Source organism: Roseibium aggregatum (assembly GCF_017309185.1).
GTDB lineage: Bacteria > Pseudomonadota > Alphaproteobacteria > Rhizobiales > Stappiaceae > Roseibium > Roseibium aggregatum_B.
On sequence record NZ_JAEKJZ010000006.1, the window covers coordinates 185,173 to 206,608 of the forward strand.

21 protein-coding genes are annotated in these 21,436 nt (G+C 59.4%); 7 read left to right on the forward strand and 14 right to left on the reverse strand.

Annotated elements, in window-relative coordinates; all coding sequences use genetic code 11:
• The first annotated feature begins 167 nt into the window (after window positions 1–167).
• A complete protein-coding gene (gene trmD, locus JF539_RS22735) occupies window positions 168–878 on the forward strand; it encodes a tRNA (guanosine(37)-N1)-methyltransferase TrmD (RefSeq protein ID WP_207143042.1) in 711 nt (236 codons plus the stop codon).
• A 19-nt stretch (window positions 879–897) separates the two neighbouring features.
• Here the strand turns inward: trmD and JF539_RS28060 are convergent, their stop codons facing one another.
• On the reverse strand, window positions 898–2,052 hold the full coding sequence (locus JF539_RS28060; protein WP_207143043.1) for a helix-turn-helix transcriptional regulator: 1,155 nt from the start codon (window positions 2,050–2,052) through the stop codon (window positions 898–900).
• 679 nt (window positions 2,053–2,731) lie between these two features.
• On the opposite strand from JF539_RS28060, the gene rplS reads away from it, so the two are divergent.
• From rplS to JF539_RS22765, 5 genes are all read left to right on the forward strand, one after another.
• On the forward strand, window positions 2,732–3,202 hold the full coding sequence (rplS, locus tag JF539_RS22745) for a 50S ribosomal protein L19 (protein ID WP_207143044.1): 471 nt from the start codon (window positions 2,732–2,734) through the stop codon (window positions 3,200–3,202).
• A 348-nt stretch (window positions 3,203–3,550) separates the two neighbouring features.
• The gene (leuC, locus tag JF539_RS22750) at window positions 3,551–4,963 is read left to right on the forward strand and encodes a 3-isopropylmalate dehydratase large subunit (RefSeq protein ID WP_207143045.1); all 1,413 of its coding nucleotides are present in this window, start codon (window positions 3,551–3,553) and stop codon (window positions 4,961–4,963) included.
• 389 nt (window positions 4,964–5,352) lie between these two features.
• Window positions 5,353–5,910 carry an HNH endonuclease gene (locus JF539_RS22755; RefSeq protein WP_207143046.1) on the forward strand — a complete coding sequence of 186 codons (558 nt, stop codon included), beginning with the start codon at window positions 5,353–5,355 and terminating at the stop codon, window positions 5,908–5,910.
• Between the two features lie 154 nt (window positions 5,911–6,064).
• Window positions 6,065–7,480, forward strand: a complete 1,416-nt coding sequence (locus tag JF539_RS22760) for a TadE/TadG family type IV pilus assembly protein (protein ID WP_207143047.1) — start codon at window positions 6,065–6,067, stop codon at window positions 7,478–7,480.
• A 186-nt stretch (window positions 7,481–7,666) separates the two neighbouring features.
• Window positions 7,667–9,025, forward strand: coding sequence for a pilus assembly protein (locus JF539_RS22765; RefSeq protein WP_207143048.1), 1,359 nt, complete (start codon window positions 7,667–7,669; stop codon window positions 9,023–9,025).
• Window positions 9,026–9,104: 79 nt separating this feature from the next.
• Here the strand turns inward: JF539_RS22765 and acs are convergent, their stop codons facing one another.
• From acs to JF539_RS22830, 13 genes are all read right to left on the reverse strand, one after another.
• On the reverse strand, window positions 9,105–11,042 hold the full coding sequence (acs, locus tag JF539_RS22770) for an acetate--CoA ligase (RefSeq protein ID WP_207143049.1): 1,938 nt from the start codon (window positions 11,040–11,042) through the stop codon (window positions 9,105–9,107).
• Window positions 11,043–11,245: 203 nt separating this feature from the next.
• A complete protein-coding gene (locus tag JF539_RS22775; RefSeq protein ID WP_207143050.1) occupies window positions 11,246–11,971 on the reverse strand; it encodes a hypothetical protein in 726 nt (241 codons plus the stop codon).
• Window positions 11,972–11,988: 17 nt separating this feature from the next.
• On the reverse strand, window positions 11,989–12,606 hold the full coding sequence (gene ureG / locus JF539_RS22780) for an urease accessory protein UreG (protein WP_207143051.1): 618 nt from the start codon (window positions 12,604–12,606) through the stop codon (window positions 11,989–11,991).
• Window positions 12,603–13,388, reverse strand: coding sequence for an urease accessory protein UreF (locus JF539_RS22785; RefSeq protein WP_328809298.1), 786 nt, complete (start codon window positions 13,386–13,388; stop codon window positions 12,603–12,605). The genes ureG and JF539_RS22785 overlap by 4 nt, the downstream gene beginning before the upstream one ends.
• Window positions 13,309–13,827 (reverse strand): urease accessory protein UreE, encoded by a 519-nt coding sequence (locus tag JF539_RS22790; RefSeq protein ID WP_207143052.1) that lies wholly within the window; start codon window positions 13,825–13,827, stop codon window positions 13,309–13,311. Before JF539_RS22790 ends, JF539_RS22785 begins: the two co-directional genes overlap by 80 nt.
• Window positions 13,824–14,429 carry a glutathione S-transferase family protein gene (locus JF539_RS22795; RefSeq protein ID WP_207143053.1) on the reverse strand — a complete coding sequence of 202 codons (606 nt, stop codon included), beginning with the start codon at window positions 14,427–14,429 and terminating at the stop codon, window positions 13,824–13,826. The genes JF539_RS22790 and JF539_RS22795 overlap by 4 nt, the downstream gene beginning before the upstream one ends.
• A 44-nt stretch (window positions 14,430–14,473) precedes the next feature.
• On the reverse strand, window positions 14,474–15,247 hold the full coding sequence (locus JF539_RS22800; protein ID WP_207143054.1) for a hypothetical protein: 774 nt from the start codon (window positions 15,245–15,247) through the stop codon (window positions 14,474–14,476).
• A gap of 204 nt (window positions 15,248–15,451) precedes the next feature.
• On the reverse strand, window positions 15,452–17,164 hold the full coding sequence (gene ureC, locus JF539_RS22805; RefSeq protein ID WP_207143055.1) for an urease subunit alpha: 1,713 nt from the start codon (window positions 17,162–17,164) through the stop codon (window positions 15,452–15,454).
• A 30-nt stretch (window positions 17,165–17,194) separates the two neighbouring features.
• On the reverse strand, window positions 17,195–17,611 hold the full coding sequence (locus JF539_RS22810; protein WP_207143056.1) for a lysozyme inhibitor LprI family protein: 417 nt from the start codon (window positions 17,609–17,611) through the stop codon (window positions 17,195–17,197).
• On the reverse strand, window positions 17,611–18,027 hold the full coding sequence (locus tag JF539_RS22815) for a lysozyme inhibitor LprI family protein (protein ID WP_207143057.1): 417 nt from the start codon (window positions 18,025–18,027) through the stop codon (window positions 17,611–17,613). Before JF539_RS22815 ends, JF539_RS22810 begins: the two co-directional genes overlap by 1 nt.
• Before the next feature lie 21 nt (window positions 18,028–18,048).
• Window positions 18,049–18,354, reverse strand: a complete 306-nt coding sequence (locus tag JF539_RS22820; RefSeq protein WP_207143058.1) for an urease subunit beta — start codon at window positions 18,352–18,354, stop codon at window positions 18,049–18,051.
• A 27-nt stretch (window positions 18,355–18,381) separates the two neighbouring features.
• On the reverse strand, window positions 18,382–18,684 hold the full coding sequence (locus tag JF539_RS22825) for an urease subunit gamma (RefSeq protein WP_207143059.1): 303 nt from the start codon (window positions 18,682–18,684) through the stop codon (window positions 18,382–18,384).
• Window positions 18,685–18,701: 17 nt separating this feature from the next.
• Window positions 18,702–19,508, reverse strand: a complete 807-nt coding sequence (locus JF539_RS22830; RefSeq protein ID WP_209017518.1) for an urease accessory protein UreD — start codon at window positions 19,506–19,508, stop codon at window positions 18,702–18,704.
• Window positions 19,509–19,945: 437 nt separating this feature from the next.
• On the opposite strand from JF539_RS22830, the gene JF539_RS22835 reads away from it, so the two are divergent.
• Complete coding sequence (locus tag JF539_RS22835) at window positions 19,946–21,349, forward strand: D-alanyl-D-alanine carboxypeptidase family protein (protein ID WP_209017519.1); 1,404 nt, start codon at window positions 19,946–19,948, stop codon at window positions 21,347–21,349.
• Window positions 21,350–21,436: the final 87 nt, after the last annotated feature.

A 21,436-nucleotide genomic window follows, 5' to 3' on the forward strand; every position in this document is an offset into this window, starting at 1 on the left:
CCTGATTGGTTATTTTGTTGCCAGTCTGCACGACGGGCATTAATCAGAACTTTCTTCGCGACGAGAATTGTTGAGCGGAACGGTTTTTTGCGGGACTTGGTTAATGGCCCGATAAGATCCGATTTCAGCTTGTCCGTTGAAATTGCTGAGAAACCGACAGGGGCGGCATGGCGTTCAAGGCCACCATTTTAACGCTTTATCCGGACATGTTTCCCGGCCCGCTGGGACACAGCCTTTCAGGCCGTGCGCTCGAGAAGGGCCTGTGGCAGATCGAAACCTCTCAAATTCGAGATTTCGCCAGCGACAAGCATCGTTCGGTGGACGATACGCCGGCGGGCGGCGGCGCCGGCATGGTGCTGCGAGCGGATATTCTCGCCAGGGCGATTGACGCGAACGTCGCGCCTGAAGATCCCCGTCCCAGGCTCCTGATGAGCCCGCGGGGCCGTCCGTTCGACCAAGCCCGGGCGCACGACCTTGCCGAGGGACCCGGTGCGGTTATCGTCTGTGGCCGCTTCGAAGGCGTGGACCAAAGGGTCATAGATGCTCGGGGCCTGGAAGAGGTCTCGATCGGAGATTACATCCTGTCCGGTGGCGAAATCGGCGCGATAGCCCTGCTCGATGCGGTTGTCCGGCTAATCCCGGGTGTCATGGGCAATATGGAAAGCGCGGAAACGGAAAGTTTCGAGACGGGCCTTCTGGAACATCCGCATTTCACCCGCCCGGCGGTTTTCGAAGGTCGGGACATTCCCGAGGTCCTGACATCCGGCAATCACCGGAAAATCCACGAGTGGCGAATGGCCGAGGCCGAACGCCTAACCCGCGAGCGTCGCCCGGATCTCTGGGAAGCCTATATGGCGGACGAGGACGACGTGGATTAGACCTGAGCGGGCGCAAACCCTATTTCTCGTCTTCGTCCCGTGGGCGGGTCAGTCTTGAAAGAATCTGCGTCCCTTTGCGGATGATTTCCGATTGAGACCGGGACCCGGTCTTGGAGGTCGCGCTGGCCAGGTGATTGCGGGCGGTGAAATAGGAAATTTCAAGTTTATCGGCGGCTTCCCGCAGGGAGGCGCCTTGAATGAGTTCCTGAACCAGTAGGCTTTCGCGCTGGGTCAGGCCGAGAGCGGCTGCAAGCGCCTGCTCCGATTTCTTCAGGCATTCATCGGGATCCAGGATCGTGACCAGAAGGGGCTGGTCCGCAGAGAGGAAGGGTGCGAGGCCCGGATGAACCTGATCCTTGTGCCTGAGCGGCATGACAAAGAGCAGCGGACCGCCCTCTCCGTCCGGGGTCAGCGACACAGGCCCGGTGGCCTTGCCATTCGCGGATGCCAGAAATAGGGCATTCTGCAGGATCTGCTGTGTCTCGTTCCTGCGGGCCGACAGCCGGACGGTCCGGTCGGTAAAAAGGATCTCGGAGTGTTTCAGCATCTGTTCCGCGAGGCGGTTGAGATGCTTGATTCTACCGTTTGGATCGACAATGCAGGCGGAGGTGGGAATCTGGTCGAGCCAGACATCGGAGCGGATGAGCTGTGCTTCGCGTTTTTTGATTTCCAGAAGCAGGCTGAAGGCGTTTTGCAGATGCGGTCTGAGGAAGGTGAACAGCTCAAGGACATGTTCCTCCTCCCGCATGGCCATCGTTTTTGGAAGATTGGCCGCTACAAAGGCGGAATCTTCCCCGTTCCGATGCAGGACGATGCCAAGCGCCCGGTTGACTTGCCCATGGTGTTTCAGAAACTCATCGTAAAAGTCGCTTTTTTCCACCGCCTCCGGGGAAATAAAGTCCGCTGTCCTGGCGATATCCGACAGATCGCACTTCAGAGCAACCGGGGGAAAGGGATTAAAGGACTGTGCCTGGGCCAGCTTCAATTCGGCATCGGTGCCGACATTGTAAAGAGCGCAATCGTAAAACCGGTTCTCATAAACGCATTGTGCCTGGTAGGACAGAGGTAGATCCGGATAGGCTTGGGCAAGATCCGACAGCACGCCGGTCAATCCGTCGTCCAACAATGCTGTTGTATAAAGTTTGTGCAGCCAGTTCTCGAAATCGTCGATCACAAGACGCTTACCCCGATGCGATTGTGATTTCTAAATTATTCAGTGAGTCATATTCATATTGACGGTGTTCACTTCAAACAAGTGACTTTTAGTATGATGTTCGTTTCTTGTATTGAGTTGAAGTTTTTGTTTTACAGTGGAAATAGGCCTTGTTTGCGGTGTAATGGAAATTGTTCCTCACGCGGTTGGACACCTGTATTTTTTACAAGGTACAAACAAACGGTAAAAAAGCGTCGACCTTTTCAAAAGGTGCAGCAGAATAAATGCTAAAGGTTGCAAAAAACTAATATGCAATCTTCTTTGGTGGGTTCGGTGTTCGCAACTGACTCAATCCCGTCTTGTGGCCTGTTCCGGCGCGCCGGCCCTGCGCAGCGCGTTCCGTGGGACCCCGGGGCGAGCCAATCGAGAAGACCCGGTTCGCTGAAGCCGGTATTACTTGATCAGGAGGTCAGGCGCGAGTTTAAAAAGCAGATGACAGTTCCCAGAATTTGCTGTATACGCGCGCCGGAGCTGGGTGGAAGTCGGATTTTCTCACGAATGACGATTTTCAAGAGGCGCTCGAAGTAATGCGAGTCCTTCTGTCCCGGCGGATATGCAACATGGCCCAGAGTCGGTGAAACCGTCTTCAGCCTTGGCGAAGACGCTCTGACCGCTTTGTAATTGAAAAGGGAAATATGCCATGAATATCATCGAGCAACTGAACGCCGAAGAAATGGAAAAGATCGAGGCTCAGCGCAAGCTTCCCGAGTTTTCTCCTGGCGATACCGTTCGTGTGAACGTGAAGGTTACCGAAGGCAACAGGACCCGTACGCAGGCTTATGAAGGTGTCTGCATTGCGCGTTCCGGCGGCGGTATCAACGAAAGCTTCACGGTCCGCAAGATTTCCTACGGTGAAGGCGTCGAGCGTGTCTTCCCGATCTACTCGCCGATGCTGGAAGGCGTGGAAGTGGTCCGCCGCGGCAAGGTCCGCCGCGCGAAACTCTACTACCTGCGCGACCGTCGCGGTAAGTCCGCCCGTATCGTCGAGAACACCAATGCCCGCTCCAAGCGTCTCAATGAAGAGGCTCGCGCTGCTGCCGCCGCTGCAAAAGCTGCAAAGGCAGAAGCGAAAAAGGCCGAGCAGAACGCTGCGGAAAACGCCGCCGAGTAAGCTGCGGTTTATTGACAATTTCGAAGGCGGCCTTCCGGCCGCCTTTTTGTATGCCGAAGCATCGGTCAAGGTCAGTTGAATTCAGCTCAATTGGCAATGCTTGACCTTCCGGCACGGCTGCGTCATTGAGTATCCGGCTGCTGTCCCTGCTTGGTTCCGGGACAGGCAGACCTTAAATATGCTGCACAACAGTCCGCCAGGTCCCGAGCAATTGCCTGGCTGCAGGCTCGGTCGGCCGGACTTGTCAAAGTATTCCTGCCTGTCGCGATTCCGGGCAGGACAAGAAACCCCGACCGTCGGCGCAAATCATTCGCGCGAGACGAAGCGGGACGAAATGAGGAGAGATCAATGGCCAAGGCGCGGACGCTTTACGATAAAATCTGGGACGATCACCTGGTCGACCTGCAACCGGACGGAACCGGCCTGCTTTATATCGACCGCCATCTCGTGCATGAGGTCACCTCTCCCCAGGCTTTCGAAGGTCTTCGCATGGCCGGCCGCAAGGTCCGTCATCCTCAAAAAACGCTGGCCGTCGTCGATCACAATGTTCCGACAACCGATCGCAGCGGTGGCATCGACGACCCTGAGTCCGCGCTGCAGGTTGAGACCCTGGCCAAGAATGCTGCGCAGTTCGGCATCGAATATTATTCGGAACTGGACATGCGCCAGGGTGTCGTTCACATCGTCGGACCGGAACAGGGTTTCACCCTTCCCGGCATGACGATTGTCTGCGGCGACAGCCACACGTCGACACACGGCGCTTTCGGCTCCCTGGCCCATGGTATCGGGACGTCGGAAGTCGAACACGTGCTGGCGACCCAGACCCTGATCCAGAAAAAAGCCAAGAATATGCTGGTCAAGGTCGATGGTAAGATCCCGGACGGCGTGACCGCCAAGGACATTATTCTGGCGATCATCGGCAAGATCGGCACGGCCGGTGGAACCGGTTACGTGATCGAATACGCCGGGGAAGCCATTCGGCAGCTCTCCATGGAAGGCCGGATGACGGTCTGCAACATGTCCATCGAGGGTGGCGCGCGCGCTGGCCTGATTGCACCGGACGAAACCACGTTCAACTATATCGAGGGCCGCGAGAAAGCGCCGAAGGGCAAAGCCTGGGACATGGCGCTGGCGTACTGGAAGACCCTGCATTCCGATGAAGGCGCTCATTTCGACAAGGTGATCGAGCTTGACGCCGCCAATCTGCCGCCGATCGTGTCCTGGGGATCGTCTCCGGAGGATGTCATCTCGGTTGAAGGAGTCGTGCCGGACCCGCAGGAGATCGAGGACGAGAACCGGCGGGAATCCAAGAAGCGCGCTCTCGAATACATGGGGCTCGAGCCGGGGACGAAGATCACGGATATCGAGATCGACCGGGCCTTCATCGGTTCGTGCACCAACGGCCGGATCGAGGACCTGCGGGCGGCTGCCGCGGTTATCGGCAACCGCAAGGTGTCTTCCCGCGTCAGCGCGATGGTGGTACCGGGTTCAGGCCTCGTGAAGGAACAGGCGGAAAAAGAAGGGCTCGACCGGATCTTCAAGGAAGCCGGTTTTGAGTGGCGCGAGCCGGGTTGCTCCATGTGCCTGGCCATGAATGCGGACAAGTTGAAGCCGGGCGAGCGCTGTGCGTCGACGTCAAACCGCAATTTCGAGGGCCGTCAGGGCCACAAGGGACGTACGCACCTGGTGTCGCCTGCGATGGCGGCAGCGGCGGCGATCGCCGGTCATTTCGTCGATATCCGGGATTGGTCCGCAAACTGATTCGACCGGAATACCAATGATTTGAGGGCGCCTTACGGCGCCCTTTTCCGTTTTGGCGTCAGACCCGGCACGTTGACGCAGGGGACGAAGCGTTTGTGCAACCGATTCATAGTTTTAGAAAAAGCTCTTTGCCGGAAAACACCTTTCAACAGCCGCCCGGCTAAATGATCCGTTCAGGCTTCACAAGACTGTCACCTCGGCACTACAATACTCCTGTCACAAAAGGACATGTTTCGCTGTCCGTTTGACCGGACAACGGGGCAATCCGACACGATCGGCCGGTTTCGGGCGTGGCGTCCCGCAAAACGGCATTTGATCGGACTTGGACTGTTAGGGTATCTTGTTCGCATCGGCTGAATGCGGAAGGCTCTGAACGTAAGGAGCGGAAGGTGACGATAGCGGTTTCGCCGGGAGCCCATCCGGCGTTGGTGCTCAATGCGGATTACCGGCCTTTGAGTTACTATCCATTGTCCTTGTGGTCCTGGCAGGACACCATAAAGGCAGTGTTTCTGGATCGGGTGAATATCGTCGCGGAATACGATGCGGCGGTCCGAAGTCCGAGCTTCGAGTTTCGATTGCCCAGCGTTGTTTCGCTCAAGACCTTTGTCAAACCCAGCCGATATCCTGCCTTTACCCGCTTTAACGTCTTTCTTCGCGACAAATTTCAATGCCAATATTGCGGCTCCAAAGAGGAGCTGACGTTCGACCACCTCGTGCCGAGATCAAAAGGCGGTCTGACAACCTGGGAAAACGTCATTACCGCGTGCTCTCCCTGCAATTTGCGTAAATCCAACAAGTCCTGCGAACAGCTGAACATGTGGCCGATGCACATGCCGTTTCAGCCAACGATTCAGGATCTGCACAATAACGGCCGGGCATTTCCACCCAATTATCTGCACGAAAGCTGGCTTGACTTCCTGTATTGGGATACAGAACTCGAACCCTGATGGCGTACCGCAAAATTTAGATATTATCTTGTAAAATTACGCTACGTAAGAACTAAGTAATAAATTTTACTTTTTGTTCACACTGTCACCCAAGTCTTCTTAAGAATTTTTGTACTATTTAGTAGTATCGCTCTCGTAACTCTACGAGGCGAAAATGTGTAATCGAAAACGCGTTGAAGCGATCAGCCGCCTTCAACAGCTTGCTCAAGATAAAAATGGTTCGATCGTTCCGCTGTTCGCGATCATGGTCCTGATCATGATCGTGATTTTCGGCGCCGCGGTGGATGTTTCAAGATCCGTGAGTGCGCGCGAGAAACTGTCTTATGCCATCGATGCGGCGGCGCTTTCCGTAGCTGCGCAATTGTCGACAACGGTGATGACGGACAGCGAAATAACCGAGGCGCTCAGCGAAACCTTCGCGGCGAACCTGGAAGGCGAGGAGTTTCTTGAAAAGGCGCTGGATAACCTCGAGTTCACCGTCGATGCCGACAACGGCACCATTTCGGTTACCTCCTCCGCCACTCTGGACAACTATTTCATCGATCTCGGCGGGTTTCTCGAAGAGAGCTTCGGCCCGGACTTCATGGAATTCGGGAACAGCGGTCAGGTCTCCTATTCCAAATTCGATGTCGAACTCGCCCTTGTCGTCGACGTGACCGGGTCGATGACCAGCAACGACATGCAGACACTTCGGGAGGCGTCGACCGAGGTGGTGAACATTCTGTTGCCGGATACAGGTGACACGGGTGACGCCAAGGTCAGGATCTCGCTTATTCCCTACAGCCAGGGAGTGAACCTCGGCGACTACGCCTCGAAGGTCAAAGGCGGTGCCTACTACAGCGAACGTGTCAGCGGGAATTGTGTAACCGAACGGCAGGACTACGAAGATTTCGAGGTCATGCTGACGGACGATTCCTATGACTATTACGATGAGGCCGAGATACCCCCGTTCGAAACCTTTTTCGGTGGCGGCACCAACGGATGTTCTTCAAGTGCGAAGATGGTGCCGCTGACAAACGACCGGGAAACCCTGCTCCCTGCAATTTCGGCGCTGACCGATCAGGGCGGAACCGCCGGCCAGACCGGCATTGCCTGGGGTTGGTACAGCCTGTCTCCGAACTATGTGGACGTCTGGCCGAGCGACAGCGCGCCGGCGTATTACTCCGACGAGGAAACGCTGAAGTTCGCGATTATCATGACGGATGGCGACAACAACCGGTATTACGATTTTGTCGAAACGGAATGGCAAAAGGTGTGTACCGGAAAGAAGAAAAAGAAGACCTGCTCCTGGCAGGAAGTCCCGGTCAACGAGTGGCAGGAAGTGGGTGAGGGCGAGTCCTACAGCAATACCTCTTCGACCCGGTCACGTGATCTGTGCGACGCGATGAAGAACGCGGGCATCGAGGTGTTCGGCGTCTATTTCGGCACTAACGACTATTCTGCGGGTGCCAAGAACATGCAGTCCTGCGCCAGCGACGGCAACTATTATCAGGCGTCCTCGTCGAGTGCTCTTATCAAGGCCTTCGCCAATATCGCGCGGAAGATCCAGCAGATCTACGTTTCGAAGTAGATGACCGGATACACGGACAATTTTATCAAGATTTGATCTAAGGTTAACTTATTGAAATCAATGACTTGAATTGATCTCGCGACCTTTGGATCGAATTTTATTCAATTCCTCTTGTGCATCGTGAGGGCTGATTAAAGGTTTAGGTACTTTTCTGGAGTAGCAGTCTCCTAACAGCTAGAGGCGGCTATGAGCGGCAGATCAGTCAAGGAATTTTGGTTAGGGATCCGGAAGTTTCCGGACGCGCGCGAAGCATCGGTGCTGCCGTTGTTCGCGCTCATGGTGGTTTTCCTGATTGTTGTCGGCGGTGCTGCCGTGGATGTTTCGCGGACGGTGAACGCGCGCGAGAAACTCTCCTACGCCATCGACGCCGCGGCGCTCTCCGTTGCTTCCCGATTGTCCACGACCGTCATGTCGGACAACGAAATCAAGGAGGCGCTGGCGGATTCCTTCAGGGCCAACCTGAGTGACGCGGAATTTCTCGACAAGGCCATCGACAACCTCACCTTCTCCGTTGACAGCGACGAGGGCATCATCAGCGTGACGTCCTCGGCGACGCTGGACAACTATTTCGTCGACATCGGCGGTGCGCTTTCAAGCTTTGCCGGGCCAGAGACATTTGCGTTCAGCACCGGATCTCAGGTCACCTATTCCAGATTCGACGTGGAACTTGCCCTCGTTCTGGATGTAACGGGCTCCATGAGCGATGAGATCGGGGATCTTAAGGAGGCGGCGGACTCGGTCGTGAACATTCTGATCCCCGAAGGAACGGCGGACGGCAAGGTCAAAATGTCCATCATTCCCTATAGCGTCGGTGTCAATCTCGGCGACTATGCCGAAACGGCCACCGATGACCTGAGCAGCCGTTGCGCGACAGAACGCGCCGGCGACGAAAAATACACCGACGCGAGTTATTCGACGGAACCTGTCGGCGACGGGTCGGGAACCTATAGAAGTCAGCATTGCTCGGATTCGGAGATTCTGCCGCTGACCGATGACCGAAAAGCTCTTCTTGAGGCTATCGACGATCTCAAGACCGAAGGCTACACGGCAGGGCAGACCGGTATCGGCTGGGGTTGGTACACGCTTTCACCCAACTGGTCCGATCTGTGGCCTTCCAGTGCCACTCCGGCTTCTTACGATGACGAGGATGTATTGAAATTCGCTCTGATCATGACAGACGGCGATTTCAACACCTATTACGATCTGGATACACTCACAAAGAAGCAATGCAAGAAACTGAAGGACAAGGGTCAGTTCAAAGGCAGTTGTTTGAACGGTACCAACGATTACTGGCGTGAAAAATCCAGTTCCGGCTTGAATGGCGAGTCCTCCAAAAGAGGTATCGAACTCTGCTCAAAGATGAAAGCCAACGATATTGAAGTTTTCGCGGTGTTTTTCGGATCGAACAATAGTTCCGACGGTGCCAAGGTCATGCAGTCCTGCGCGAGCACCGGAAACTACTACCAGGCAACCAGCGCCAGCCAGCTTATTTCCGCGTTCAGCAATATCGCCAAGAAGATCCAGCAGATTTACGTGTCGCAGTAGCGTCTTCGCCGGATTTCCACGGGCCAGACAGAAAAGCCCGCCGGACGGCGGGCTCTGTTTTTGCTTGAAAAGGTTTCGTTCAACCGCGGTTCTGGCGGTTGTCGATCAGATCGTCGACCACGGTCGGGTCCGCGAGAGTGGACGTGTCGCCAAGATTGTCGAAGCTGTCCTCGGCGATCTTGCGCAGGATACGGCGCATGATCTTGCCGGACCGGGTTTTTGGCAGGCCGGGCGAGAACTGGATCAGATCCGGCGAGGCGATCGGGCCGATTTCCGCTCGGACGTGCTTGACCAGCTCTTTCTTGAGCTCGTCTGTCGGCTCCTCGCCTTCCATCAGCGTGACATAGGCATAGATGCCCTGCCCCTTGATGTCGTGCGGATAGCCGACAACCGCGGCCTCGGACACTTTCGGATGGGCGACCAGAGCGCTTTCCACTTCTGCCGTGCCCATGCGGTGGCCGGACACGTTGATGACATCGTCGACGCGGCCGGTGATCCAGTAATAGCCGTCCTCGTCGCGGCGGCAGCCGTCACCGGTGAAGTAAAGGCCTTTGTAGGTGGAGAAATAGGTCTGCACGAAGCGCTCATGGTCGCCGTAGACGGTGCGCATCTGCCCCGGCCAGCTGTCCTGGATGACCAGGTTGCCTTCCGTCGCGCCGTCGAGGAACTTGCCGTCCGCGTCGACCACTGCGGGCTGAACCCCGAAGAACGGGCGTGTGGCCGAACCCGGCTTCAGGTCGGTCGCGCCCGGGAGCGGCGTGATCAGGATCCCGCCGGTTTCCGTCTGCCACCAGGTGTCGACGATCGGGCAGCGGCCTTCGCCGACCACATTGTGGTACCAGGTCCAGGCTTCCGGATTGATCGGCTCGCCGACGGACCCGAGCAGGCGCAGCGACTTGCGCGAGGTCTTGGTGACATGCTCGTCGCCGGCGCCCATCAGGGCGCGGATGGCGGTCGGTGCCGTGTAGAAAATCGTCACGTCATGCTTGTCGCAGACTTCCCAGAAGCGGCCGGGTCCCGGATAGGTCGGCACGCCTTCGAACATCAGCGTCGTGGCGCCGTTGGCGAGCGGGCCGTAAACGATATAGCTGTGACCGGTCACCCAGCCCACATCCGCCGTGCACCAGTAAACGTCGCCGTCGTGATAGTCGAAGACATACTGGTGCGTCATGGAGGCGTAAACAAGATAGCCGCCGGTGGTGTGCAGCACGCCCTTCGGCTGTCCGGTGGACCCGGAGGTGTAGAGAATGAAAAGCGGATCTTCCGCGTTCATTTCCACCGGCTCGCAGTGGTCGGAAACCCGGTCCGCCTCGTCGTGATACCAGACGTCGCGGCCGTCCTGCATGCTGATGTCGCCACCGGTGCGCTTGACGACGATCACGGTCTTGACCGGAGCCTTTTCCGCCGCCCTGTCGACATTCGCCTTCAGCGGAACCTTGCGGCCGCCGCGCAGGCCTTCGTCGGCGGTGATCACGCATTCCGACTTGCAGCCCTCGATACGCTGGGCGAGGCTGTCGGGCGAAAAGCCGCCGAAGACGATGGAATGGATGGCACCGATCCGCGCGCAGGCGAGCATGGCATAGGCCGCTTCGGGAATCATCGGCAGGTAGATGGTGACCCGGTCGCCCTTCTTGACGCCCTGCGCGTGCAGAACGTTGGCGAACTTGTTCACCTCCCGGTGCAGATCGTTATAGGTGATGACCTTGGACTCGGAGGGGTCGTCGCCTTCCCAGATGATCGCCGGCTGGTCGCCGCGTTTTTCCAGGTGCCGGTCCACGCAATTGGCGGAGACATTCAGCGTTCCGTCCTCGAACCACTTGATCGAGACATTGTGGTAGTCGTAGGAGGTGTTCTTGACCTTGGTATAGGGCTTGATCCAGTCGAGCCGCTTGCCGTGTTCTCCCCAGAACCCATTCGGATCGTCAACGGAGCGCTGGTACATCTCCTGGTATTTGGCATTGTCGACATGCGCCCGCGCGGCGACATCCGCGGGAACGGGAAATACAGAATCGGACATGTGAAACCTCCCACAAAGCTCAATCGGGACCGCGCCGGGACACTTTCTCCGGCCGAGGATCTCTTTTCTTGCCGGGGGGCATTATGCGTATGGCCCTATCGGGCGTCCAGAACGAAACGATAGTCCTTTAGTTGGCGAGTCCTTGGTCTAATTCGTTCTAATACGTAGGGATTTACGCCGGGACCTCCCTTTGCGTCCGAACTCTAGTCACTTTGGCTAGTCGGTCGAGGTTTCACCCAAACGCCAAGCCTGCCGCAGCTCTCGAAGCCGAGTTGCCGGTAGACCGGCAGGAGCTTGTCGTCCGCCTCATACGTGCAGACGGGCCTGTGCGGGAACGGCTCCAGCAAATCATGCAGGGCACTGTAGCGCCAGCTCTTGCGGCAGAAGACGTTGGTCAGGCCGAGAAGGTCCTTGCCGTCCAGCTTGGGGCCGGAATTGAAGACGGCCCCGGCCTTGATCGCGCCATTTCCGGTTATCGCGGCGAAGTCGACCGTCTTGAGGTTCAGAAGCGACGGAGGAAAGACGCGGTGCAGGTTCACATTTTCGTTCCAGCCGGTCAGCCATTTCTTGAGGCCCTCCGAATGGGTGATCTTCTGCCAGTTTGTGCTGAGTGCCGGTTTGTTGGCCGTTTGCGCGGGACGGAACAGCCATGTACCCGTCAAAAGCTTCTCGAAACCCGATGCTTGCAGATCCAGACTGTCGAAACTGTCCTTGACCGCGGCATTGGCCGGTAAGGCGGACAGTGCTGCGAAAAACTCCGCGCCGGGTTGCGGCGAAAGGGTGACGATATCGGGATAGAGCGGCAGGGACCTTCCCTCTGCCTGCCAGAAACCGGCGTGGAAACGGGCTGTCGCCCCGGCGGCTGTCAGAACCGCGTTGCACCAGAGCGCGTTGTTATGCGCGCAAGCCCCCTGTCTGCCCGTGTCCATCCGTCCGCCACATGGTTTCAGGCGTTCAAGCCGCCTTTTTCGACAATGAATTCTACCACCTTATCGACGCCTTGCCCCGCCTTTGTATTGGCAAAAACGAAAGGCCGTTCCTTGCGCATCTTCCTGGCGTCCCGGTCCATGACGCCAAGATCGGCGCCGACATAGGGGGCAAGGTCGGTCTTGTTGACGATCAGGAGATCGGAGCGGGTGATGCCGGGCCCGCCCTTGCGCGGGATCTCCTCGCCGGCCGCGACGTCAATGACGTAAAGCGTCAGATCGGCGAGTTCCGGAGAAAAGGTCGCTGCCAGATTGTCGCCGCCCGATTCAATCAGGATCAGGTCGAGATCCGGAATGGAGCGGGTCAGGTCATCGACGGCGGCGAGATTGATCGAGGCGTCCTCGCGGATCGCGGTATGGGGACAGCCTCCGGTCTCGACGCCCCGGATGCGGTCGCTGGTCAGCGCCTGACTGCGCATCAGCGCCTCGGCGTCCTCGCTGGTGTAGATGTCATTGGTGATCACGGCGACCGAATAGGTATCGCGCATGGCCTTGCACAGCCGGTCCGTCAGGGTGGTCTTGCCGGAGCCGACCGGACCGCCGATTCCGACACGCAGGGGACCGTTTTTTGAACTCATGAGCGAAACAGCCTCGAATATTGGGTTTCATGCGCCATGGAGGCGATATCGGCGAGAAAGGCGGACGAGCCGAGGTCGTCCAGCCCGGAGCGCATGGCTTCGGCCGCGACGTCGAAGACGACCGCCTCAAGAGCAGCCAGAACCTTCTGGCCGTCGCTTTGGCCGAGCGGAACCGCGCGAACGGCGGCGGAGACGATATTGGCCGCAAAAGCGTGGAGAAACGATGTGACCGCCGCGTCTTCTGGAAGGTCATGGGCGGCGCAAACCAGACCGACGGCGACCGGATAGGGCCAGTTGTCCCGGCCGGATGCGGCAAAGGATCGAAGCAGGGAAGCTGCCTGACCGCCGTCCTCCGGCAGCCAGCTCTTGGCCACGGCACCGAAAAAGGCGGTTCCCTGAGCACTCGTTTCCAGATGGCGTTCCTTCGACGGTTGCAGCGCCAGCCCGAGTTCCTGAAGCTCACGGACGGTTTCCGCGTCGCCGCGCCTGGCTGCCTGGAAAGTTTCCTTCAGGAGAATGGCGTCACTCCGTCCAGCTCCGTACCGCAGAATATCCTCCAACCAACGGGCAAGCTCCGGGGCATTTCTGACGCCACCCTCGTCGATGACCTGTTCCAGCCCGTGGCTATAGGTGAAGGCGCCGGTCGGAAAGGCCGGGGACAGAAATGTAAGCAGCCGGTAAAGCGCGGACAGGGAAACGGGATCAGTCATGGATGTGCCCATGATCGTGATGATGCCCATGGCTGTGGCCATGACCATGATCATGCCCGTGATCGTGACCATGGGTGCGGCCGTGTCCGTAGGCGCCGCCTTCCGGATCGAACGGCGCTGAAACCGGGGTCAGCCGGCCGCCGAGTTTGGTCACCATGTCCTCGATGACGTGGTCGCGCCGGATTCTCAAGGTCGCACCCAGCAGTTGGGTCGGCAGGTGGCGGTTGCCGAGATGCCAGGCAATCTTGACCAGATGCGCGGTGTCATCCGCCTCGATTTCTACAAGGTCTTCCGATTCGGCGAGAACCTCGACGATCCGGCCGTCTTCCAGTTCCAGCCCGTCGCCGTGATGCAAAAAGACGGCGGTGGGTTCGTCCAGCAGGAAAGTCAGCCCGTTCTCGCCGGTCAGCACAGCGCGGCGGCGGTGCCGGTCCTCCCGATCGAGGGTGATCCGGTCGCTCGCCTCACTCCGCCAGCTTCCCGCGGCATGGATCTTTTCGACGCGGATCATAGGGCTTCCTTTATGCGCGCCATCGTGGCCTGGAAGGCGGGCCGCTCGCGCAGGCGTTTGAAATAGTCGTGGACCGGGCCGTCCTTGGGCAGGTCGAATTTCGCGACCGCGGCCCAGCCGGAGCAATGGCCGACAACGATGTCGGCGATGGTGAAGGTCTCACCAATCAGATAGGGTCCGTCGCCAAGCAGCGTGGCCAGTGTTTCCAGTCCGCGGGCGAACTCCGCCCTGCAGACGTCCTTGATGGCGGGCACGCGGACGTTTTCCGGGTGGACGAAGCTGTTCTTGGCCGAGGTCCAGAGCGCGCCTTCCAGCACGTCGACCCCGAACTGGGTGCAGGCATCCTGCCGCGCCCGCTCCAGGGTGCCTGCAGGAAAGGTGAATTTGCCGTGTTTGTCTGCGAGATAGGTGCAGATCGCGACGGAATCCGTCAGAACCGCCCCGTCCGTCAGCAACACGGGGATCTTGCCGCTCGGATTGACCGCCCGGACCGGGTCCGATTGCGGTGGAGCCGGCTCGAGTTCGTAGGGCGCGCCCAGCTCCTCCAGGAGCCACATGACCCTGAGAACGCGGCTCTGCGGATGGCCGATGATCTTGTACATTTCGCTCCCTTCAACCGGTCTTGAAGCCAGGTTTTGGATTTGTTTCAAAGCTCGATCCGCCGGCCTGAGATCGCGCCGTCGTCGGAGAATTTTTCATGGCAGTGGCCATCCGGCAAGAGTTCCATACCTGCTGCTTCGAGCCCGGCATCGATCCGGTTGGTTTCGTCCTCGTCGTAGCAGTCCAGGTGGATGTTGGCGTATTTGCAAAGCGTGCCCACCGCCGAGGCGCCCTTGGCCGAAAAGAGGATATAGGGCGCGCAGGCATTGCAGCGGGCAATATAGAAAAGCGGCCCCAGAAGTGCGGCGAACGCCTCCGCGTCGGCCAGGTAGCCGTCGTCGCCCGATTTGCTCAGCCCTGCCCGCAGCAGTGTCTTTTCCGCTGCTTCCACCGGCGGATAGTCATTGTCCTGCGACAGGATCGGTCTCCGACAATCGGAGACAAAGGCAAACTCGGTCCAGCCCATCTCCCTGGCAAATGCCAGGAAGGCCGGTCCGATGCCGTTGGAGAAGTCGTCCATCGACATCGCGTCCGTGGTTGCAACCAGGAGTTCCGGTTTTTCCAGGGCAGGAAGCCGGATATTCGAAAAATCGTCCTTCAACTCCGCCAGTTCGGCTTCGTTTTCCGCGTTGAGTTCGGCTGCCTGCTCCGCCGAAATCGACACGGCCTCGTCGGTTTCCAGATCGAAGATGACAGAATCGCCTTCCCGGTACTCCAGATTGGCCGGGTCGTAGGTCTGGTCCTGCCAATTGCGCAGATGCGCCGCCAGGACGGGATAGCTCTCGAAGATTTCCATGCGGTCTGCGGATCTTAGCATCATGGCGGGTTTCACACGTTTGGGCCATTCCGGCCGGCTGTAAACGACGGTTCCTTTCCCTCCCTGCCATCCCATGGCTTGGCCACGGGATCCATTCCGTTTCACGGAAAACGCGTCACACCGGGGTGCGCGAGGCCTTGGCATGGATTGCCGGATCAAGTCCGGCAATGATCAGAGACGGGAGTTGTCCGGTCGCTTGTGTTCTCCTCAAAACAGAAAATAGCGCTGCGCCATGGGCAGGACTTCCGCCGGCTCGCAGGTCAGCAGTTCGCCGTTGGCACGCACTTCGTAGGTTTCCGGATGAACCTCGATCGCGGGCATGGCGTCGTTCAGCACCATGGACTTCTTGGTGATCCCGCCACGGGTGTTCTTCACCGGCAGGACGAGGCTGTCCAGACCGGCCTTGTCCTTGACGCCGTTGTCATAGGCGGCCTGGGAGACGAAGGTCACCCGGCTTTGGGTCATGGCTTTGCCGAAGGCGCCGAACATCGGCCGGTAATGAACCGGCTGCGGTGTCGGGATGGAGGCGTTCGGGTCGCCCATGGGCGCGGCGGCAATGGTGCCGAGTTTCAGCACCATGTCCGGCTTGACGCCGAAGAACTTGGGATTCCACAGCACCAGATCGGCGAGCTTGCCGACTTCGACGGAACCGATATGGGTATCGAGCCCGTGGGCGATGGCCGGATTGATGGTGATCTTGGACATGTAGCGCTTGACGCGGAAATTGTCGTTCTCGCCCGCTTCCTCTGAAAGGCGGCCGCGCTGGACCTTCATCTTGTGAGCGGTCTGGAGCGTGCGGATGATGACTTCGCCGACGCGGCCCATGGCCTGACTGTCGGAGGCGATGATCGAAAACGCCCCCATGTCGTGGAGAATGTCCTCCGCGGCGATGGTTTCCTTGCGGATGCGGCTTTCGGCGAAGGCGACGTCCTCGGGGATGGAGCTGTCGAGATGATGGCAGACCATGAGCATGTCGAGATGCTCTTCCAGCGTATTGACCGTGTAGGGCCGGGTCGGGTTGGTCGAGGACGGCAGGACGTTCATTTCACCGCAGACCTTGATGATGTCCGGCGCGTGTCCGCCGCCGGCGCCTTCGGTGTGGAAGGCGTGGATGGTGCGGTTCTTGAAGGCGGCCGTGGTGTTTTCGACAAAGCCGGATTCGTTCAGCGTGTCGGTGTGGATCATCACCTGCACGTCGTATTCGTCGGCGACTGCGAGGCAGGTGTCGATGGCGGCGGGCGTCGTGCCCCAGTCCTCGTGCAGTTTCAGGGCCGAAGCGCCCGCCAGGATCTGCTCCTCGAGAGCGGCCGGAAGCGAGGCGTTGCCCTTGCCGGCGAAGGCCAGGTTCATCGGGAAACTGTCGGCCGACTGCAGCATGCGGGTGATGTGCCAGGGTCCGGGTGTGCAGGTGGTCGCGTTGGTGCCGGTCGCCGGACCGGTGCCGCCGCCGAGCATGGTGGTCACGCCGGACATCAGGGCGTCGTCGATCTGCTGCGGACAGATGAAGTGGATGTGAACGTCGAGAGCGCCGGCGGTGAGGATCTTGCCCTCACCCGCGATCGCCTCCGTGCCCGGTCCGACGACGATGTCGACATCGGGCTGGACGTCCGGGTTGCCTGCCTTGCCGATCGCGGCGATCCGGCCGTCCTTCAGGCCGACATCGGCCTTGACGATGCCCCAGTGATCGACGATCAGCGCATTGGTGATGACCGTGTCCACCGCGCCTGCCGAGCGTGGCGCCTGCGACTGGCCCATGCCGTCGCGGATCACCTTGCCGCCGCCGAATTTCACCTCCTCGCCATAGGTGGTGAAATCCTTTTCCACCTCGATGATGAGATCGGTATCGGCCAGGCGCAACCGGTCGCCGGTGGTGGGGCCGAACATATCCGCATACGCGGCGCGGGACATTTTATAAGCCATGGTTACTCCAATCAGCGATCAGAAAGGCGGTCAATTGCCGTAATCCTCAAGGGTGGCGGTCAGGTCGTCGGTGCGCTGCATGGTGAGAACGATCATGCAGCTTCTGAAAAGGTCGTGGCCCCGGGTTCCGCCCATGAAGGGAAAACCGTAAGCCTTGCAGTCTTTTTCGCGGTAGGCCTTCCAGGCGGCCTGCGCGTCTTCCAGCGCGGCGCTGGCGCCCTTCAGATGGTCGGGCAGCTCGCTGTCCATGGCGGCAACCCGGGCAACGAGCCTGCCGAAGGCGGCTTCCATCTTGGCATCGGCCTCTTCCAGCGCCTTTTCCGCGCAATAGGTGCGTTCGTTGTTGTTGAGCGGATAACCGCAGTCGATGTTTTCCTGCGCTCCGGCAAGGCCGGGCCCGATGAGCAGGCCGATCAAGACGGCCACAAGGTGGAGCGCCCGGAGCATCAGTTGCCGTCGCCTCCCGCCAGATCCCTGAGATCCGCAACCCGCTCACGGGTCAGCCGGGCAAGACAGCCATAGACGAGCATCGGCTCCATGGTGCCGCCCCGGGCCTGAAACCCGTAGGCTTCGCAAGCCTTGTCGCGGTAGGGAATCCACGAGCGCTGGGCGTCGCGCAGGGCATCCGCACCGCCCTTGAGATTGTCCGGCAGCTGGCTGTCGTGCTTGCGCAGTTTCGCCATGGCGATCTTGTAAGCCTCGTTCAGCTCCGCATCGGCGGCCCGCCAGCTTCGTTCCGCGCAAATCGTCATCGCGCTTTGCGACTGGGGATCGGAACAATCGGGCGCGTTCTGGGCCACAGAGGCTGGCGCTTGCATTGCCAGGGTGCCAAAGACAAGGGCGGCGATGATCCGCTTGGGCATTCGATCACTCCTTGTGGCGGGTCAGAGCGCGCCCATGACTTTCTGGTTGAAGCCATAAACGGTCCGGTCGCCGCGGTATGGCACGAGCGTGACGGACCGGGTCTGGCCCGGCTCGAAGCGCACGGCGGTTCCGGCCGGAATGTCGAGGCGCATGCCGCGTGCCTTGTCGCGGTCGAAGGAAAGGCCCTCGTTGGTTTCGAAAAAGTGATAGTGGCTGCCGACCTGAATCGGCCGGTCGCCGGTGTTGGAGACGTCGAGCGTCACCGTTGCCAGGCCGGTGTTCAATTCAATCTCGCCGTCGGCTGGAAAAATTTCTCCGGGGATCATCTTAAAGCTCCTTGAAATCGGGACCGGTCAGCGGATCGGTTCGTGAACGGTGACGAGTTTGGTACCGTCCGGAAAGGTCGCCTCGACCTGAACGTCGTGGATCATGTCGGCGACCCCTTCCATGACCTGGTCGCGGGTGATCACCTGGGCGCCCGCCTCCATCAGGTCGGCCACCGCGCGTCCATCGCGCGCGCCTTCCACGACAAAGTCGGTGATCAGGGCGATCGCTTCGGGGTGGTTCAGCTTCACGCCCCGCTCAAGGCGGCGTCGGGCGACCATCGCGGCCATGGAAATAAGCAATTTGTCTTTTTCGCGCGGCGTCAGGTTCACTTGAGTAATCCTCCAGTTCAGCAGGTCCAGACACGGGGAAGGTCGGCGGACCGGTATCCGGTGAGAAAGGTTGTCAGGGCGTTGCGCAGATCGCGGCCATCATTGGACACAAAGCGGGCGACCAGCAAGCCGTTCCAGGCGCTTACCGCCGTGCGGATCGATTTTCGCGGAAGCGCCGAGAGACAGGCGCGGGCCTTTTGCAACCGGTCTTCCGCGTCCAGGGCGCAATCGGCGAAGGTTGCGACGACATGGCCCTGCCCGGCTGTCGCCGGTCCGGAGAGGTATCGTGCCGGGTCGCCGTCGAAGCGGACGTCGTCGGCGAAAATCAGTTTGCCGTCCCGCCGGATGCGCCAGCTGTCCCTGAAAAAGACCGAGTTGATTTCCTCGCCCATGGCCTTGCGGCCGAGCACGACCGTTTCAAGCGCCAGAAGGCGGGCATCGGAAAAAAGATCCGCCGTAAGCGACCGGGTCAGAGACGATTCGTTGAACAGAATCGTTTCCTGAGGCAGCCATTCCAGCTGTGCGCCCGCCTCCACCGTCAGCCGGCTCGTCATTTTTGCGGAGCCGCCGGGACTGCGATAGGCGCGTTCAGCCGCCTGGCTGGTCACAATTGCGTGCGCGTCCGCGCCGACGCCGACCTCGTAGGCAATCGTATCGCCGCCGGTCAGGCCACCGGCGGTGTTGATCAAAACGGCCGTCCTGGCGGTATCGTAAACCTTGGGGAGACGGATTTTCGCGGAGCCGCTTTGAAAAAGACCGTCGAGCCGGGTAACACTGTCGTCGGCGCGAAAGCGCACGCGCGCGGAGGCCTTCACCCGCTGCATGGCACATGTGTCCGGGATCGTTTTTGATGCTATCCCAGCATCATACATGGTAATTCCTTCCCCCGGCTCCGTGACCTGCCACCCGTTTTATTCTATGGGCTGGCGGTGCGACTTTTCAACTTGTTCCAGCGATGCTCCGCGATGCAATAAGACAGATGCCCTCCGTAATTCTGACGAGGACTGGGCCGGCCGATCCAAAACAGTGGATGCCCGTGACGTTTGAAGAAAACCGGCTGCTTTTCAACGATTTATCGAGAAATACCTGATGAACAAGCCTAAATTTGCCGCAGCTGCTCAAAAGGACAGCAGTACAGACTTCAAGCGGGGGGCTTGCTCTTGAGCACACGATCCGGTTTTTTAGAGGCGCAGCGGTGCGTCGCACCGGCGTGAGTAGAGCGCGATTTTCTGTTCAGCGGGAAGACAAGCGAGGGTTCCCCGTGTCCGCAAGCCCGATTGTCCGTCTGACCTCGATCTGCCTGACCGTGGTTGCTCTTGTCCTGTCCTTGCCCGGCGGCAAGGCGCGGGCGGATATCGGCGCTTTTATCCTGGTAGACGCAGGGTCCGGCGCGGTTCTTGAGGAAAAAAACGCGACAAAGACGTGGTATCCGGCCTCGCTCACAAAGCTGATGACCGCCTATGTGACCTTCAAGGCCATCCGGGAAGGCCGGGCGACACTGAATTCGGCCGTCGTACAGTCGAAGAATTCCGCTTCCGAGCCACCCAGCAAGATGGGGTTCAAGATCGGAACGCGTTTCACGGTCGATACGGCGCTCAAGATCATTCTGATCAAGTCCGCCAACGATGTTGCGGTCGCGCTGGGCGAAGCGATCGGCGGCACGGAAGCCAATTTCATCGCGATGATGAACGCAGAGGCAAAGCGTCTCGGCATGTCTTCCACACGTTTCGTGAATCCGCACGGCCTGCCGGACAACCGTCAGGTCACGACCGCAAGGGACATGGCGGTCCTTGCGATGGCCTTGCGGCGGGACTTTCCGGAATCGCGTGACTACTACAATCATCCGGGGATCCGGTTCGGCAAGAAAACCCTGAGGTCCGCGAACCGCGAATTTCTGCTCCGGGTGCCCGGCGCCAACGGCATGAAGACCGGGTATATCTGTAATTCCGGCTACAATGTCGCAGCCTCCGTGACACGGCGCGGACGGACGCTCATCGGTGTCGTTCTCGGGGCCGGCTCCGGACTGGAGCGTACCGCCTTCGCGCGTCAGATGTTCGATGAGGGTTTTCGCAAAAGAAGCGGCGGCCGGAAGGTTGCCAGTCTCGGGAGCGCTTCCGGGGGGCCTCCGGCCGACGGATACTGCCGGCGCAACAAGAGCCCGGGGGCCAAGGCCTATATGGCCCGCTACGACATGGAAAACGAAAAGCGCGGGGGATTTCTGTTTTTCGCCGGAGCCGGCGGAGGCAACTCGAAAGATGTCAAGGTCGATGAGAGCGGCTTCATGCTGTCCAACGGAAAGCCGGATTGGGCGAAGATCCTGAACCGGACGCTCGGGCCTCGCCGAATCGCCTACAAGCCGCTTCAGGTGAGCCTCGGCAAGCCTTCAGGCGCACCGGCGGCCGCAAAGGCTATTGCGGGCTCGGCCGCCATTCCGGCTGAGGACATTCCGATACCCGCGGCCAATCCACTGCGCAGGGCGAAAAACGAGATTCGCCAGAAACTGCAGGAGACGGCGGAAGCAACCGCCGCGGGTGCCATCGCGCAGGAAGAACCCGGTACGCGACCAGGTTCGGCGGTGGACACGTCCAATGCGTCTCCAGGCGCGATTTTCCGCAAGGGCCTCGATTTCACGATCCCGGTCCCCTCGCCCAGTCCGCGCAAGTAACGCCCGCGATCCAGGCCGTAGAGGCAAACCGGAAATCCATTCCCGAAAGCGACGGAAACATGCAGTCCGGACCTTGGCCGGCCGCTG

What these genes read in the sequence shown, in the direction of transcription:
- trmD (WP_207143042.1), top strand. Translation starts at nt 168, where the DNA reads ATGGCGTTCAAGGCCACCATTTTAACGCTTTATCCGGACATGTTTCCC.
- rplS (WP_207143044.1), top strand. Translation starts at nt 2,732, where the DNA reads ATGAATATCATCGAGCAACTGAACGCCGAAGAAATGGAAAAGATCGAG.
- leuC (WP_207143045.1), top strand. Translation starts at nt 3,551, where the DNA reads ATGGCCAAGGCGCGGACGCTTTACGATAAAATCTGGGACGATCACCTG.
- JF539_RS22760 (WP_207143047.1), top strand. Translation starts at nt 6,065, where the DNA reads ATGTGTAATCGAAAACGCGTTGAAGCGATCAGCCGCCTTCAACAGCTT.
- JF539_RS22765 (WP_207143048.1), top strand. Translation starts at nt 7,667, where the DNA reads ATGAGCGGCAGATCAGTCAAGGAATTTTGGTTAGGGATCCGGAAGTTT.
- acs (WP_207143049.1), bottom strand. Translation starts at nt 11,042, where the DNA reads ATGTCCGATTCTGTATTTCCCGTTCCCGCGGATGTCGCCGCGCGGGCG.
- JF539_RS22775 (WP_207143050.1), bottom strand. Translation starts at nt 11,971, where the DNA reads ATGGACACGGGCAGACAGGGGGCTTGCGCGCATAACAACGCGCTCTGG.
- ureG (WP_207143051.1), bottom strand. Translation starts at nt 12,606, where the DNA reads ATGAGTTCAAAAAACGGTCCCCTGCGTGTCGGAATCGGCGGTCCGGTC.
- JF539_RS22785 (WP_328809298.1), bottom strand. Translation starts at nt 13,388, where the DNA reads ATGGTCACGATCACGGGCATGATCATGGTCATGGCCACAGCCATGGGC.
- JF539_RS22790 (WP_207143052.1), bottom strand. Translation starts at nt 13,827, where the DNA reads ATGATCCGCGTCGAAAAGATCCATGCCGCGGGAAGCTGGCGGAGTGAG.
- JF539_RS22795 (WP_207143053.1), bottom strand. Translation starts at nt 14,429, where the DNA reads ATGTACAAGATCATCGGCCATCCGCAGAGCCGCGTTCTCAGGGTCATG.
- JF539_RS22800 (WP_207143054.1), bottom strand. Translation starts at nt 15,247, where the DNA reads ATGATGCTAAGATCCGCAGACCGCATGGAAATCTTCGAGAGCTATCCC.
- ureC (WP_207143055.1), bottom strand. Translation starts at nt 17,164, where the DNA reads ATGGCTTATAAAATGTCCCGCGCCGCGTATGCGGATATGTTCGGCCCC.
- JF539_RS22810 (WP_207143056.1), bottom strand. Translation starts at nt 17,611, where the DNA reads ATGCTCCGGGCGCTCCACCTTGTGGCCGTCTTGATCGGCCTGCTCATC.
- JF539_RS22815 (WP_207143057.1), bottom strand. Translation starts at nt 18,027, where the DNA reads ATGCCCAAGCGGATCATCGCCGCCCTTGTCTTTGGCACCCTGGCAATG.
- JF539_RS22820 (WP_207143058.1), bottom strand. Translation starts at nt 18,354, where the DNA reads ATGATCCCCGGAGAAATTTTTCCAGCCGACGGCGAGATTGAATTGAAC.
- JF539_RS22830 (WP_209017518.1), bottom strand. Translation starts at nt 19,508, where the DNA reads ATGCAGCGGGTGAAGGCCTCCGCGCGCGTGCGCTTTCGCGCCGACGAC.